Raw genomic sequence first — 14796 nt, 5'->3', positions numbered from 1 at the left:
AATCTTGTCCGTGTTCCCAAACATCACAGACATCGAAGCCACAAACAGTCGCGAAGAGCCGTTTCCTTGGTTCAACACGATCTTCCTCAGCGTAGGCACGCTACTGATTTTGTTTGTGGTGTTTTTCCTGCGCCGGCGATTCAAGCGCAAGACCAGGGGCGAAGTACTGGGTTGAGCGGTTGAACCACTCGCCTTTTCAGCTTGGAAGATTCGTTAGCCGTAGAATGAAAAATGCTAGTCAGTTACCTGACTGGCATTTTTTGTAGGTGAGATTCCTTCATCCGGCCGGGCTAAAGCAAGCCAGTCAGCGCTTTACCATTTCACACTGACGTCGCAAGTCATCGTTTTTGATGCTCCCGCAACTGCCATTGCCAGTCTTGGCGTAGCACAAGTATCGCTGATCGTCGTCACGGATACTCGCGCAACTCCCGTTGCCTGTTTCGACGTAGCAGGCGTTACGCAAGTCGTCATTGTTGATGCTTGCACAGCTCCCGTTGCCCTCTTTCACGTAGCAGTATTTGCGTTTGTCATCATCACGGATACTCGCACAACTGCCATTGCCGGCCTCCACATAGCAGGTAGCGCGCAGATCGTCGTCCTTAATGCTCGCGCAACTCCCATTCCCCTCTTTGACGTAGCAGTAGGCGCGTTGATCGTCGTTGTTGATGCTGCCGCAACCGGCGTGAGCGAAGCCGCTGAGCACCAGCAGCATTACCAAAATAAGCCTCATCCCACCCTCCATGAATTGCCGAACGCTACCTGGAACTGTTCGTAGTAGCCGCGTCGATTACCGTGGTTCGGAGCAAATGACGGATCAGCCGCGGGCTTCCTTTCGGAGGTCGTCCAGTTCGTCGACAATGTCCTCATCGCGATCCTCGAACGCCTTGGCCATATCACGCTGCAGATCCACCTGGACGTCCATGGATTTTTTTGCCAACTTCATGCCGTCCTTAGAGCCCATAATAATTTTCATCGCCTGATCAGGATGCTTGTTGGCCTCGATCATCAGTTCGAGCTCGTCGGCATCAAAGTGATCTGCGTATACCTGGACCAAGGTATCTTTCAGTAGGTCCAGGGAAATGTTGCCCTCGATCACGGCCTTGATTTTTTCTGGCGCGACTTCGCGATATTTGGATGCATAACCCGACGTGGCGACTTGCACTACCATCTTGTATTGGACGTCCATGCCCATCAACTTGACCAGTTCTTCAGCTTTGTCCTGGCTTGAACCGCAACCGGCCAGCAGCACCGAGCAGAACGCCGTGATTGCCCATTTGGAAACCTTCGTCATGAAATGCCTGCCTTTGTCTTGAGATTTTTTTTGGTGACCGTGGAGTACGGCGGATCGCACTCCAGGTTCTAGGAAATGTGGTGATCAGTTCGTCTCAAGCGTGAAGCTTTTGCTCACGAACAGGCCGGAAAATAACGACTTGTCTTCCTTGAAAATGTAGGACTCTTCAAACTTGGCATCGGTGGCCAGCTTTTGAGCGATCGCGCACTCCGAATCGCTGTGATCCTTGCCCTTGACTCCAAAGTCACTCTGATAAACTGATAGGCCTGTTTCATTGCAAAAGCCGGTGAACTCCTCACGCCTGGTAGCGGCCTTGAATTCGTCGAACGACTCCTTTAACTGGTCGAAGCCCTTGTAGGTCAGCGAGTAGCTGGCCACCTTGGTCTTACGAGCAAAGTCACCTGCGGCTTCCGCAATTACGGCCTGGCCCATGGACGTACTGTAAGCCCCCATGATGAAGCCACTTAGCGCGCTCTTGAGTTGCGCCTGGACATCGTCAAGCTCTGGGATGGACGCAAATTTAGCCTCGCGCACAATCCGGCCAACTTCACTGCCGTCATTACGATGCACCACTACAAACTCGACCGAGCCTTCGCCGTCGCTAGAGCGCGTGAGCTTGAAGTCCAAGTCAACTTTGGTGCCGAACTCCCCTGTAGCGCCGGTGATAAATGCACCAGTGAACGGCAGACGTTGGACGATATTGCTACCCCACGAGTAGGGCGACTTGACCACGCCTCCGTACTGATCCATCTCCGCGCGCGGCTGGATCTCATCCGCTACTTCCGAGGGCAGGACCACATCTGTGCCTTTGTGCGACAGGTAAGGAGTACTCATGTCCATGCCCAACAATTGGACATGAATCTCGCCCTTCTTGTTATCACCTTCGCGGCTAACCTTGAGGGCGTCGGCCTTCAAGTAAACGCCACCGGCACGACCGCCACCAGTACTGGACGAAAGCAGATACCGTGACCATTCGACCAGGGCAGACTCTTTTGCCCCGGAGTCCATTCCACCGAGCAGCCCCATAATCCCTTTCAGGAATTTATCTGCGCCGTTGGTCTCTGCTGCAACCAGGCGGATTTCTGGTGTTTCAACGGTGACGTTTCCCGACCAGAAGGAATAGGAAATATCTCCCTCGCTCAGGACGTTCTCGAGGAAGTACTGTTCCTTCATCTCATCGTACTGACGCAGCGCTTGCTTCTTGCCGGAGCTCGATAACCCCACACCAGCTGCAAGAATCGCAATACCGGCGACCGCAGCGGCGATGAGGATGTGCTTCTTGTTCATCGTTTTCATAGTCGGTTGCCTTACTGAATTTGAGCAGATGCTTGCTGCCAATCAATCACGTGCTGCTGAGAGACTGCAGGCGTCCAGTTGAAGTCGATCCCGGCGCTAGGAAATTCCTTGGCCAGTACGGCACCAAATGACACTCTGTCAGCACAGTGGTCTTGCTTGCAGGCCTCAGCCGCGCCAGCGGTATACACGCGATACGTAGGAACGGCGCGACCGTCTTCGAGCGGCAGGAAGGGTGTCATGTTTGCCGCCGGCAGCACGTACCACTGGCTCTCCAGTTCAGCATCAGCCTGTACACGCCCCTTACGTGGGAAGTCGACCTCGTAGAAGTCGCCGCTCTTTCCAGTGACGTGAATCATCATCGGCACAGCGGACTTTGAAGAGTTCGGGTCCTGCATTGCGATCGGCGATGGGAAGGTGACTTTGATACCGGCCATCTGCGCCAGCGCCTCAGCCTCCCGACCTTCGAATTCCTTCATCCCGGATTTGAGTTGTTCGTAACGCGCCAAGACGCGTGTGTGCAGCTCAGCCATTTGCTGCTGCAGGCGACGTACTTCTCTCAGGCGGATCTCCTCGCGACGCAGGGCGAAGTTATTGCCTTGGCGAGCATCGAAGTAAAACTCACCACGGTTCTCGCCCATACGCGTTTTGAGAATGCTGTCTTTGGTTTCCGACGCGTATCCCTCGGGGTAAAGCGCTTCGAAGTTCTTGGCGAAGAAGAGGTTCGACAGGCCGACGGTCGTTGGCGACGTTGCCTTCACCAATTGGTAGACCTCAACCACAGCGCGCTTCAACTCAACCGCATCAAGAGCAAATGCCTCATCTGCAGTGATCACTACATAATACGGATCACTGGAGAACGGCGACAGGACACGGTAGTTGGGGCGCTCAAAGGCCAAATACACCTTCATGTTACGCGCAGGCAGTTCACCCACCTGAAAGAGTGCTTGGTCTGCCCGGCTATTCAGGAAAGAAAGCGCCTTGCCTTTCACCGCTGGGACCAGTGCCTGGTTGAACATCAGACCGCTCGGGTGCACGGTTGTTTTTGACCAGGTATCACCGCGATAGGTGTTCGGTACCGCCCAACGCAATTTGTCATAGGACCCCTCGGCATAGCCTGATGCAGAGCAAGGCATGGCGGGTGTCGACGCAAAGGACAGACTTGGATCGGACTCATCAGTTACCGACTTACTGATAACCCATTTGCATCCGCTTCCGTCGGTAATCCCCATCAGGTTCTGGTTGGCCAGCACCAATGAGCGGCCGAAGTCACCGGTAGGAACGGCGGCAACAGCGGCCGGCGCTTCAGCTGGAGCGGCAGGCTTAGGGGTGGCGGCTGGAGCTGCCTCCACAGGTACTGTGGCCACGGCAGCTACAGGAGCAACAGGGGCAACCGTCACAGGTACTTGAGCCACCGGCACCGGTTGCACTGGCGCGGGTGAAGCCTCTGGTGCTGGTTGTGGTATCACAGGTGCCGTTACAGGCGCTGGGGCCGATGCAGCAGCCACAGGCGCTGCGACGGCAGGCTCAGTAGGCGCAGCGGCGGCTGGTAGTACAGACGCAGCCGCCACAGCTGCTGGTGGTGTAGGAGGAGAAGCCACGGGGGCTACCGAAACAGCGGGCGCGGCAGCGGCCGGAGCGGCAGGCGGTGAAGTCAGCGTGGCCAGGCCCAGATTGGTCGCATACCCCGCGCCGGTGGCGTAAACCGCCCCCTTTGCGTCGACTGCTTTCCAGGTGACCTTGGCCGTCGGGCATTCCTGGCCGAGAATATACGGGAGCTTCGATAGAAGCGTGTTCAGCGGTTTCTGGTCATCCCAGGTTGGGCGTTGCATGGTGATGGCCACTTCAGGTTTGCACCAGGTGGTCGCCTCACCATCAACGTTCACTTGGATCTGTTCTGTCTTCGAGTAGGCGAGCTGGTGAGCCCAGGCTTGCGGCGCGATGCCGCAAGCACCCACTACAACGAGAGCGAGTGCGCGGTTTTTCATGAAGATCCCTTAGATGAGTTCCCAGGTGCCGTTGGCTTGTTTGCAGAAGGTGTTCTTCTCCTGCACAGTGTTTCCGTCGGCCGCTTTGAGGCTCACGGTCACCGGCCGGCAAGACGTTTCAGCAGCGACCTGCTGAGTTGGCAACGTCGGGATCGAATCCAGATCGAAGGCCCTTGTTTCCTTGTCGGCAGCGACGTTCATCTCGTCCAGGTTGGCCGCGGACTTCACACGCTTCGCAACGGCTACTGATTTTGGTTCAACCAAATCTTTGTGGACGTAGCCGACAGTTACACCCTTGCGGCCGACAAGAATCCAGTCGCCTGTCGAACCAACGGCAGTGAACTCGGTGCCAGGTTTCAAACCACCCACTTTGTCTGCGCCTTTTTCAGGCGCGGCGCGCACATTCGAACTACTTTTGGTGACGTACTGTTCGTTGATGAGCTTCATCGAAGGGACGGCGACGATCTTCGGAGCACGTTTCACTTCAACCGTTTTAGTTTGGGTGAACTCTTTGCCCTGAACGATCTCCGCCGACGCGCCAGAATGGGCCGATGTCCAGGACACGGGCAGACTGGACCCGCTCGGCGAGGCGTTCAATGCATCTTGCGTGCGTTGTGCTAGAGCCTGCTGATCCTGCTCATCGAGTTTTGCACCGATTTTGTTACCGATGTAACCGCCCAGTGCACCGCCGACCAGGGTTGCCACGATCCGTCCGTTGCCTTTCCCGATGAACTGCCCGATGACAGCGCCAGCGACGACACCCACTGCGGTACCAGCCTGTTGCTTGTTGATACCCAACTCAGCGCAGCCAGAGGTTGATGCTGCGATGGTCAATGCCAGTACTGAAACGAGAAACTTTTTACGCACGGTGACTCTCCCTTTGTGTAGGTCACTCTGCTTTCAGCAGAGGCCTTGTAATGTTGTAAAGCATTGCTTCTGAGGACATGGCCCAATGGAAAACGGTGGCAAGCACAACTGGCTGTTTGCCCAAGCTCCTGAACGCATCTCTATAACCGGGGCTATCGACAATTGCGTTGCCAACAACGAGAGGCAGCATAACGATCGAAATCACGGCGACCGGTCGAACGAAGCGAATTCGCCCGGGGAGGCTTCGAAGCGCCTCAACACCCGAGATGATCAAGACCACAAGACTGATGCCGCCGAAGAACAACCCGCTAAGAAGGGAGAAGGGGATAAACCACATATTCTTGAGGACGTTCAAACCTTCAGCGCCGTGGATGTCGGTGTGAGCGACGTCATAGGCCATGTTGTCGGCAATGCCAGGCAGATAAGCCTGGTACTGTTCTCGCGTAGCCAGAAGGTTCATGCCCTTCACATAGAGAGGACCGAGCTTGGTCTTCGCCATGTGGCGAACCTCGGTGGTGTTGGCCAGAGCATCCCGTGTCCGCACACCGGGATTGATTGACCGGGCGTACTCGTCAATGGTCGGCTGGTATCCCAGATCTGCCCCTGTATTCGGCCATTTGATCGGTCGCCACTCACTCCCCGAGATGCCTCCCGCACGAAAACCTTCGAGCTGTGCATACGCCCTGCTGATGTCACTGATGGAGGGCACGACAGTTTCTTGCAGGCGCTCGTATAACGCGTCTCCATTACGGACGGTGTAGCCACGAAAAACTGCAGCTGAAAAGCCTTGGAAGTTCTTGTCGATGCGCTCGACGTAGGAGCCTTGAACACTCATCAGAACGCCGAGGTTTGCTATAAAAGCCTTCCCCTCTCCCTGGTCCTTGTAAGCCTTATAGGGGATCTGCGGAATAGTCAGGGAGTCATAGAGCAATCCCTTTTTGGTGACGTATGCGTAGAGGCTGCTGACCCGTAGCGAGCCGGGGAACTGCTCTGCGATCCAATCCGGTGCCGCACCCTGAAACCACCACGTCAACGGCGTAACGACAAGTGTCGATGCTCCGAGCCAAACCCACAGCACCCTCCCCTTGCCTTGGTATCGTCGATAACAGATTCGCCATACCAGCAAGCACATGCTCGTCGCCGCCAGGATCTGGCTGTAGGTCTCAAGGACTTCGAGTTTTCGGAGGGGGATATCAGCGCCAGCGAAGTTGAGCAGCTCGGCGTTGAACAGCAGACTGCAGATCAAATAAAGGGCGTTCAAAACCACAAGTGCGATTAGCATCCAACGGGTCCTTGTCAGAAATTAAACGCCATGCCCTGGATGATGAGGGGAGCGCAAATAGATGTAGCATATTGCCATCTAGCAGGAGACGGCACCACTCAAAATGCCTTGTCGAATTCCGATGCAGAACGCCGGGCAGATGTTTTCGTTACCTACGATCAGAACTTAACGAGACTGAGAGGACTTTCAATGCCGCCCACAACATTCCCTCGCGCACGTTCCAATTCTGGGTTTCAGACGGTGTGTAAATGGAGAATGGATGTCTCGGCGGTCGCCGGCGGCCAACCCGTTAAACTGCTTCAATGCGATCAGTCCCAATGAGGGGATGTTTCCCATTGGCCGGCCTTCACGCTCAAACAACGAAAGCGCAGCGCATGAACAATGCGTTGCGAAAACCCATGGAATAGGCGGCATGAATTGAATCAGTCACTCAAACCCGGCGAGAACACAACGATCTCTTCCTCCCAAGGGCGGGTGGAAGTTACCCATGCGGCAGGTAACAACCTGGACGTAAACCTTACTGCGTTTTTGGTCACCGATACTGGCAAGGTAGTGGATGACAGCGGCATGGTTTTCTTCAATGCACCCGAGCACTCTTCAGGCGCGGCGACATTCGCGCCCCCGGTCGCTCGTGGCGACACGGTCAGTCACAGCATCAGCTTCGACTCGTCTCGACTCCCGTCCAACATAACTAAGATCGCAATTACTTTGACGCAAGACGGCAGCGCCGGCGGCTTCGAAGCAATCAAAGACCTTCGCGCTATCGTCATTGCCGGGGACCAAACCCTGGAACTGGCACCTGAGCCCTTCTCACAAGAGACGGGCATCATCGTGCTTGAGTTGTACGTCCGGAACGGCCAGCTCAAAGCGCGATCTGTATGGCAAGGTTTCGCCTCAGGTCTTGCCGGACTTTGCGGGTTTTATGGCATCGAAGTTGAAGACGATGCATCCTCCGGGCAGGCGGTAACACCTGCACCGCCTCCGAAGCCCGTCAACATCGCCAAGACCGTGGTAAAACTGGACAAGCCTGGCAGCAGCCACAAGGTGTCACTCGAAAAAGGGCCGTCAGCTCCAAAGGTAATTCGCGTCAGCGCTACGTGGGTTGATAACGGCGACGGATCTGACAACGACGACCTCGATCTGCGAATCGGCATCCTTCGTCCTGATGGGCGAATGTCCATCATCCAGGCACCTGACAAGCGTGGGGCTTTTGACGTCGATCCCTTCGTTTTCCATACCGGTGACGTGGTCAGCGCCAGCGCCTCCGCTCCTGGTATTGAAACCGTTGAAATTAACCCAGCAATCTCGCAGCTCATGGGCGGCAAGGTAGCGCTGGTCTGCAGCGTTTATTCAGCAGTAGATAACGGTGCGGTTTCGGTGGCATCGCTGAAACCTAAGATGCGGATGGAGTATGGCGACCAGGTCGTGGAATGCGCATTCGAGTTCAAGTCCGGGTTTTTTAGCTCAATGGTGTATACCTATGTGATCGGGCAGATCGAAATTTCCCAGGACTTTGTCCTGCTTAGCCCGTCCGGAGTTACCTCCAAAGCCGGCAGCGAAGCCACCCCGTGGCTGACTCGAAAGGGAGACAAAATTGAGCTGACCATGGACGGCCCACACGTATTTAAAGGCCACCCAATCGAAAGGAGCGGCAAAAAACAGTATGTCTAAGCTTTCGTGCTAGCAGGCGCTTTCAGCAGATTCATGCTTGACAAGTACTCCCGCGACGGCACATGGCCGCCGCGGGATTTCTATTTTGGTTGTATGCAAGCATCATCGGCCTCGTCAACCCATGATGAATTGCCCCGTGTCCTCGAGAGAATGAACAGTTCTTCCCATAGGAATTTCCCGCTGCGACCTCATTGGCCGTATAAGACTTGCAGAAACATAGAGCGCCGTTAAGTTTAAGCCTACGGATATACCAGCCACTCCTGTGAAAACGGCTGTATCACCTTGGCCGTTTCATAATCAGGCGCTCTAATCGTCACAAAGAACCATGCATGCAGATCACCCAAGGCCAGCGTATGCCTCTGGCAAATATTCTTCCCGGTCTCTCACTCACTCTCTCGGTCAACATCGAAAGCCCCAGCGCAATCGACTTCGTCTGTTTCGGTGTCGACGAACATGGCAAGCTTTCTGATGATCGCTACATGGTCTTCTTCAATCAGCCTTTCACGCCTTGCCGCAGTTTGGTTCTCGCCCCCGGTGGCCAGTTTGAAATTAATCTAGCCACCCTGCCCGCCTCTATCGATCGCTTGGTCTTTACAGCCTCCATCGACGGTGCCGGGGCGATGAATGACATCCAGAATGGCAACTTCAAAGTAATCAGCCCATCTGGTGATATAGGAGCGACCTGCGCATTCTCAGGGCTCACATTCACAACCGAGAAAGCGGTAATGATCGTTGAGCTTTACCGTAAGAATGGGGAGTGGCGGTTGGCCTCAAACCTTCAGGGGTTTGCCGAGGGCTTGGACGCTCTCGTGAGACATTTTGGCGGCGAAGTTACTGAAGAGGCTGCACCGGCCCCATCTCCCTCCACAATCTCTCTGGAGAAGCGTGTAGCTGCTGTCGCGCCGGAACTGGTCAGTCTGGCCAAGAAGGCACAGGTTAGCCTCGAGAAAGCCTGCCTGGTTGGAATGAAAGCTCGCGTTTTGCTCGTGCTCGACGTCACCGACTCGATGAGAAATCAATACAAAACCGGCCGGGTGCAGGAAGTACTCAATCGACTTGTGCCAATCGCCGTCGCCCTAGATACAGACGCCGAACTTGAGTGCTGGACATTTGCCGAACGGCCATTGCGACTCTCACCTGTGACACTGAACAACTACCAGAATTTTGTCGAATCCGACAACAGCGGCTGGAAAAAGTGGGACGTCGGTCGGCGCTACAATGATGAGCCGAAGGCGATCCAAAAAGTGATCGAGTCCTTCCAAGCTTCCAAAGACAAAACCCCAATGTTTGTGGTTTTCATCAGCGACGGTGGCGTGTCTGAAAACCGCAAGATCACGCAACTTATGGTGGATGCAGCGAAGCTGGGAATCTTCTGGCAATACATTGGTTTAGCAGGCCGGAATTACGGCATTCTGGAAAAACTGGACACCATGCCCGGGAGAGTCGTGGACAACTGCGGATTCTTTGCCCTGGATGACCTGCACGACATGACGGAGGAGCAGTTGTACGAACGGCTGATGCAGGAATTCCCGATGTGGATCTTGGAGGCAAAGCGCGAAGGAATCATTCGCTAACCCTCTCCTGCCCTGCCCCACACCGCGGCGGCTCTAGCCGCCTCGGTTGTCTTCAGTTCAAGACCGACATATCCATCGGCGTCACCTCAACAAAACGCGCAGAGCGGTCCAGCTTTACCACTGCGCCACACGCGTTCAGGGTCGCTGCAGGATCGATCGCATCCAGACGATTAAAATCAATCGCATCCCACTGATCTCGCGCTACCAAGACCGAGAGCACGTATTGATCATCCACTGTCCCGGTAGCGGGGTTGTCACGCTGGATATAACCCGACACCAGAATCTTCTGGATCGCCGGCAGTAGAGCGAACACCTCACCTACAACTCGAAACAGAGATCCATAGCACAGCGCGACAAAGTCTCTACGTACCTGGGCATCCGAACGATTTTTAAAGGTCAGCTTGCCATTGCCTCTGGCTTCAGCGCTGCGCTGCGGGACATCGCCCTCATCAGGTAAATCAACATCGAGCGCGACGCCGGTAACGTCTTGCGAGAACTCATAGGCCACTTGTGTTTCTTTTGGCCAGGCAATGCCGCTCAACACATAGTCCAGAGCACGTTCCATCTGAGCACTGAAGCCCTTTGCCGCCAGCCGGAATGCTTTCTCGATTTCGGTGCGTTCAAACTCATGGGCGTCCCGGGTTGCCTGCCAGTTCGCGAGGTCTTGTCGATACTGCTCTTCCGCCGACTCGGCCTCACGCTCAATCTTCGCGCTGCGCAGTAGCATTCGATCCATTAAGCCTGGCGTTTGCTGAGTAGGCCTCGTGGGTTCTTCAATGGCGAAAGGAGTTGGGATTAACGGCATGGCCCCCGGCCGAGGCGTCAGTAGGTGCACACCTAGGCATGATTCGAGATCCTGATTGACCTTATCAGCTGCTTTCGTCAGCAAGTCCTGAATGGAATCGGCCATCTCGGATTTGACGCGTTTGATGACAGCAGCCGGCAACTCGATGTCATCCATATCCGTAATCAACAACGTGCCATCGTCGTTTACTTTCACCTTTACCTGGCCAGAGTATTCGCTTCCGGCAGGGCCTGGTTGGGAGCTACTCGATCTGCTGGGCCGGTCGATCCTTTCACGATATGAAAGACCAGTACCGGGTAAGCCCGCATTGAGATAGGTGCCATTGCGGCCCATCGTCATACTCAGACCACGAGGCCCAATCGAAGTACTTACCCCTTTGCCACTAATGTTAAGGCGTACGCCAGGCACAATCGTGATTCGCTTGCTGAAACGAAATCCCATGACTACTCCTTGATCCTTCTTCCTGGATTCTTTGTTGTTTGAAATGCCGGCTTCGGTCGGGCCCCTTAGACTGGCCCGACGTCCATTTACATCGGTGGCCGCGCATGTGGCAATAGCGCGACCTCCGATATGTCACTTATGCCCGTCCGGCTAAGTAATCGTCGATCGAACTGAATTGCCGATTCCGGCACATCCAGCCTGAGAGGAATACGAATACGGTCGTGGCAAGAACTGCCCAGCCGCGCCGCCGCCGGGCCTCACTTTTGGTTCGCGCACCGCCGCACAGCAGGAGGGCCATCATCAGGAGGTAGAAGGTCAGCAGAATGACCTTTGCGAAGAGGGATAAAAGGAAAAACCAGATGCTGTTGCTTCTGTACGTTTGGATAAGCACCTGCAATGACATAAGAGCACCAAGGACACAGGCAGCAATGATGGAGTAGTTGCGTGGTACCTCGAGCCAGGCGCTCGCGACGAAATACGCACCAATCCCCAAGATCGGAGTCAAGGTTGTCCAAAGCGCGTCGGTGTAGTCCTGATAGATCGTAATGGTCCCCCGACGGTGCAGGTAAATGCAGACCAGCAGCAACATTGCCATCACGAACAGGCCAAACTTCAAGTTCAGGATCGCTTGATGATCATCCGTGGCATTTCGCGGGGCTGCCGGCTTCACCACGGCGGGGAGCATTGGAGAAGTAGCGACCTTTGAAATCACATTCGTTTCAGATTGATCAACCCGGGAAGCGGCAACGGAGGTTGGCGCTTTAGATGGCTGATCCACCTTGGTGCGTAATAGAACACTGAGCCGATCAGTCATCGAAGCGGTTAAACAACTGGCGGTCAGGCAGTTGCCGCGCAGACGCAACCAGTCTCGTTGATCTTGACGGACCTGGGCCTTGTTAGGCGCCGCGTCTAAAGCGCGGACATATTCGGAGTTCATCTGCTCATCCAGACGACTGAGTGCAGAATCTGTGCAAATCGATTTCTCAGCAAAGGTTGCAGCTTTGGTGCAATCAAAGCTGGTGGCATTGGAGTGGGCTGATACCAGGGTGAGCAACATGACGAAAAGGCCAGAGCCGATGTTGAATCGCGACATATTCGATTTTTCCTTCATTTTGTTTGCTCCAGTGTTTCGCCAGAGCCCTGCCTAACCGCGCTCGTATGCACACGGCTAGGTGCCTGAAGCCTGGCTCTTACTTACGACGTTGGGGCTTGAAGAAATGTCGTGCCGTCCCACTTGTAGTTTTCGGTGCTCTGAACACTCGGGCAGCAATCCGCATCATCCGGACCGATGGAGAGAACCGTCAGTCTGACGGTTTGGGGATCAACTACCTGAATGTCCTGGACACCATTGCCGACTACAGCTTTTCCACGGAAGTCCCAACCTGCCGAGTTGCCAATGAACGCGGCAAGGGTTTGGAAGTAGCCATTACCGCCACCTTGACCTTCGATCGTGTAAAGCACCACGGCATCCTTGATGCCGTCGTTATTCAGGTCAGCAAAAATAACCTGACGGCCCTCCTTGTATTCATCCCCGCCATCCTGGGCGATTTCACTCGCGATCATCCGATCTGCAGATGCAGCAAGGTCGGATGGCACTAATGCCTGAACAGTCGATTCGACGTGAGCTGCTGGTTCCGCCGGCCGGGCAGTCGGGGTGACCTGAGCCTGAGTCGGTGCTTGAGGTACCTTGCCTAACAAGATTGCCTCAGTCTCAGTCATTGGTTCATTAGGCTTAGCAGATGCTTTGCTCGCTTGAACACCGGAGCTGATCTTTTGAAGCACAGCAGCACGCAGTTCTTGCATGTCTGAAATGTCAAAAAGTTGGTTGCGGGTATTGCCGAACGGTTGACCTTCACCCAGGAACCATCGTGCAAAAAACCCTGGACGCTTGTTTTCCTGTTGATCGACCAAGTGGTCAATTAGCTCATTGGCAGTTTTTGAGAAACGATCAAATCCATCTTTGCCGACGACTTGCACGATCGAGCCCTTCTCCCGCTCGATGTTGCTTCGTGCGAGCTCGAGCATGACAATGTTCGTGTCGACCAGTTTGCTTTCGCACTCGTTCGTATAATTTCCAAGGCATGCCTGCCTGTATTCTTGAACTGCGTTGTTTGCCTGGAAGTCGTTGTAGGCTCCGCAGCCTGACACGGACACCAAAACACCTGCAGCTACAACCCCACGGAACATGCCCATCCAAATATCCTTTTAAACCCGAGAACCGGTGGACTGACGTGGCGATCGCCAGCAGTCGCTCCTGGTGATGAAGTAGTCGAAACCGCCTACAGGACCAACTCCGTGGTCTTTCTGTAGGCAAGAAAAAGCCCCCGTTACGCGGGGGCTTTCTCAACCCTTGCGGGTTAGCCGATGTTCACGCCCATCGATTTAGCCAGAGGCGCCAGGCCGCCAGCAAAACCTTGGCCAATCGCCTTGAACTTGAACTCGTCGCCATTGCGGTACAGCTCGCCGAAGATCATGGCGGTTTCAGTTGAAGCGTCTTCGCTCAGGTCGTAGCGCGCCAGTTCTTTGCCGTCAGCCTTGTTCACTACACGGATGTACGCATTTGCAACCTGGCCGAAGCTCTGCTTGCGCGCTTCAGCATCGTGAATAGTCACTGCGAAAACCAGCTTCTTCACAGCGGCAGCCAGACCGTTCAACTTGACGTTGGCTTGCTCGTCATCACCTTCGCCTTCGCCGGACTGGTTGTCGCCCATGTGTTCAACAGAACCATCAACAGATTTCTTGTTGTTGTAGAAAATGAAGCTGGCGTCGTCGAGGACTTGGCCGCTTTCACCCAGGATGAAGATCGACGCGTCGAGGTCGAATTTCGAACCGTCGGTAACTCGTGCGTCCCAACCCAGACCTACAGTGACTTCGGTCAGGCCTGGGGCCTCTTTAGACAAACTTACGTTCCCGCCTTTCTGCAGAGATACGGCCATTTTCGATTCCTTTAAGTGAGGTAAACAAGGCCTTGAAATCAAGGCCAAGCAAATAAAATATAATTAAATTAACGACTTAGGCGTTAAAAATTCATGCCATAGTTATTGGCCAGAGCTTTCAGGCCGCCGGCATAACCCTGGCCAACAGCCCGGAATTTCCACTCGCCGCCGTTGCGGTACAACTCAGCAAACACCATCGCAGTTTCAGTCGACGCGTCTTCTGCCAGGTCGTAACGAACGACTTCCGCATTGGTCGTATCGTTAACGATGCGAATAAAGGAGCCGCCGACCTGACCGAAGCTTTGCTTGCGTACTTCTGCATCGTGGATGGTAACGATGAAGACCACTTTGTCCACGTCGGCCGGGATGCGGCTCAGGTCTACCTTGATTACTTCGTCGTCGCCGTCGCCCGCACCAGTGCGGTTGTCGCCAGTGTGCTCAACCGAACCGTCAACGCTTTTCAGCTGGTTGTAGAAAATGAAGTCGGCTTCGCCGCGTACTTTGCCATTTGCGCCCAGCAGTAGCGCACTGGCGTCCAGGTCGAACTCAGCACCATCAGTAGCACGCGGGTCCCAGCCCAGGCCTACCAAGATTTTGGTCAGGCTCGGGTCGGTTTTGGTCAACGAAAGATTGCCACCTTTCTGTAGG

At 54.8% G+C, this 14796-nt stretch carries 14 protein-coding genes; 3 read left to right on the top strand and 11 right to left on the bottom strand.

The window, feature by feature from the left end; translation table 11 throughout:
* Window positions 1-10: 10 nt before the first annotated feature.
* Window positions 11-175, top strand: a complete 165-nt coding sequence (locus tag FQ182_RS29115) for a DUF1523 family protein (RefSeq protein ID WP_256667234.1) — start codon at window positions 11-13, stop codon at window positions 173-175.
* Window positions 176-304: 129 nt separating this feature from the next.
* Here FQ182_RS29115 and FQ182_RS29110 read toward each other — a convergent pair whose 3' ends face one another.
* From FQ182_RS29110 to FQ182_RS29965, 6 genes are all read right to left on the bottom strand, one after another.
* Window positions 305-730 carry a hypothetical protein gene (locus FQ182_RS29110; RefSeq protein WP_046071057.1) on the bottom strand — a complete coding sequence of 142 codons (426 nt, stop codon included), beginning with the start codon at window positions 728-730 and terminating at the stop codon, window positions 305-307.
* Window positions 731-814: 84 nt separating this feature from the next.
* Window positions 815-1291, bottom strand: a complete 477-nt coding sequence (locus FQ182_RS29105; protein WP_149494079.1) for a hypothetical protein — start codon at window positions 1289-1291, stop codon at window positions 815-817.
* Window positions 1292-1375: 84 nt separating this feature from the next.
* Window positions 1376-2587, bottom strand: a complete 1212-nt coding sequence (locus tag FQ182_RS29100; protein WP_149494078.1) for a hypothetical protein — start codon at window positions 2585-2587, stop codon at window positions 1376-1378.
* 11 nt (window positions 2588-2598) lie between these two features.
* Window positions 2599-4572 (bottom strand): hypothetical protein, encoded by a 1974-nt coding sequence (locus tag FQ182_RS29095; RefSeq protein ID WP_149494077.1) that lies wholly within the window; start codon window positions 4570-4572, stop codon window positions 2599-2601.
* Window positions 4573-4581: 9 nt separating this feature from the next.
* Window positions 4582-5439, bottom strand: coding sequence for an SH3 domain-containing protein (locus FQ182_RS29090; protein ID WP_046071053.1), 858 nt, complete (start codon window positions 5437-5439; stop codon window positions 4582-4584).
* Window positions 5440-5461: 22 nt separating this feature from the next.
* Entirely contained in the window at window positions 5462-6721 is a 1260-nt protein-coding gene (locus FQ182_RS29965) for a hypothetical protein (RefSeq protein ID WP_169886227.1), read from the bottom strand.
* Window positions 6722-7138: 417 nt separating this feature from the next.
* On the opposite strand from FQ182_RS29965, the gene FQ182_RS29080 reads away from it, so the two are divergent.
* Window positions 7139-8392 (top strand): TerD family protein, encoded by a 1254-nt coding sequence (locus FQ182_RS29080; protein WP_149494076.1) that lies wholly within the window; start codon window positions 7139-7141, stop codon window positions 8390-8392.
* Window positions 8393-8721: 329 nt separating this feature from the next.
* Window positions 8722-9966 carry a VWA domain-containing protein gene (locus FQ182_RS29075; protein WP_149494075.1) on the top strand — a complete coding sequence of 415 codons (1245 nt, stop codon included), beginning with the start codon at window positions 8722-8724 and terminating at the stop codon, window positions 9964-9966.
* A gap of 52 nt (window positions 9967-10018) precedes the next feature.
* Here FQ182_RS29075 and FQ182_RS29070 read toward each other — a convergent pair whose 3' ends face one another.
* From FQ182_RS29070 to FQ182_RS29050, 5 genes are all read right to left on the bottom strand, one after another.
* On the bottom strand, window positions 10019-11212 hold the full coding sequence (locus FQ182_RS29070) for a DUF4236 domain-containing protein (RefSeq protein WP_149494074.1): 1194 nt from the start codon (window positions 11210-11212) through the stop codon (window positions 10019-10021).
* Between the two features lie 136 nt (window positions 11213-11348).
* Window positions 11349-12323 (bottom strand): lysozyme inhibitor LprI family protein, encoded by a 975-nt coding sequence (locus tag FQ182_RS29065; protein WP_149494073.1) that lies wholly within the window; start codon window positions 12321-12323, stop codon window positions 11349-11351.
* Window positions 12324-12406: 83 nt separating this feature from the next.
* Window positions 12407-13405, bottom strand: coding sequence for a hypothetical protein (locus FQ182_RS29060; protein WP_149494072.1), 999 nt, complete (start codon window positions 13403-13405; stop codon window positions 12407-12409).
* A gap of 164 nt (window positions 13406-13569) precedes the next feature.
* A complete protein-coding gene (locus FQ182_RS29055) occupies window positions 13570-14148 on the bottom strand; it encodes a TerD family protein (protein WP_149494071.1) in 579 nt (192 codons plus the stop codon).
* An 83-nt stretch (window positions 14149-14231) separates the two neighbouring features.
* A partial coding sequence (locus FQ182_RS29050; protein WP_149494070.1) for a TerD family protein occupies window positions 14232-14796 on the bottom strand: 565 nt, incomplete at its 5' end.

Source organism: Pseudomonas sp. ANT_H4 (genome assembly GCF_008369295.1).
GTDB lineage: Bacteria > Pseudomonadota > Gammaproteobacteria > Pseudomonadales > Pseudomonadaceae > Aquipseudomonas.
This window is presented reverse-complemented; position numbering and strand designations above follow the sequence as displayed.

Bases quoted from the DNA above. Each gene is read 5' to 3' on its own strand.
- FQ182_RS29110 (WP_046071057.1), bottom strand. From the start codon at position 730: ATGAGGCTTATTTTGGTAATGCTGCTGGTGCTCAGCGGCTTCGCTCAC.
- FQ182_RS29105 (WP_149494079.1), bottom strand. From the start codon at position 1,291: ATGACGAAGGTTTCCAAATGGGCAATCACGGCGTTCTGCTCGGTGCTG.
- FQ182_RS29100 (WP_149494078.1), bottom strand. From the start codon at position 2,587: ATGAAAACGATGAACAAGAAGCACATCCTCATCGCCGCTGCGGTCGCC.
- FQ182_RS29095 (WP_149494077.1), bottom strand. From the start codon at position 4,572: ATGAAAAACCGCGCACTCGCTCTCGTTGTAGTGGGTGCTTGCGGCATC.
- FQ182_RS29965 (WP_169886227.1), bottom strand. From the start codon at position 6,721: ATGCTAATCGCACTTGTGGTTTTGAACGCCCTTTATTTGATCTGCAGT.
- FQ182_RS29075 (WP_149494075.1), top strand. From the start codon at position 8,722: ATGCAGATCACCCAAGGCCAGCGTATGCCTCTGGCAAATATTCTTCCC.
- FQ182_RS29070 (WP_149494074.1), bottom strand. From the start codon at position 11,212: ATGGGATTTCGTTTCAGCAAGCGAATCACGATTGTGCCTGGCGTACGC.
- FQ182_RS29065 (WP_149494073.1), bottom strand. From the start codon at position 12,323: ATGAAGGAAAAATCGAATATGTCGCGATTCAACATCGGCTCTGGCCTT.
- FQ182_RS29060 (WP_149494072.1), bottom strand. From the start codon at position 13,405: ATGGGCATGTTCCGTGGGGTTGTAGCTGCAGGTGTTTTGGTGTCCGTG.
- FQ182_RS29055 (WP_149494071.1), bottom strand. From the start codon at position 14,148: ATGGCCGTATCTCTGCAGAAAGGCGGGAACGTAAGTTTGTCTAAAGAG.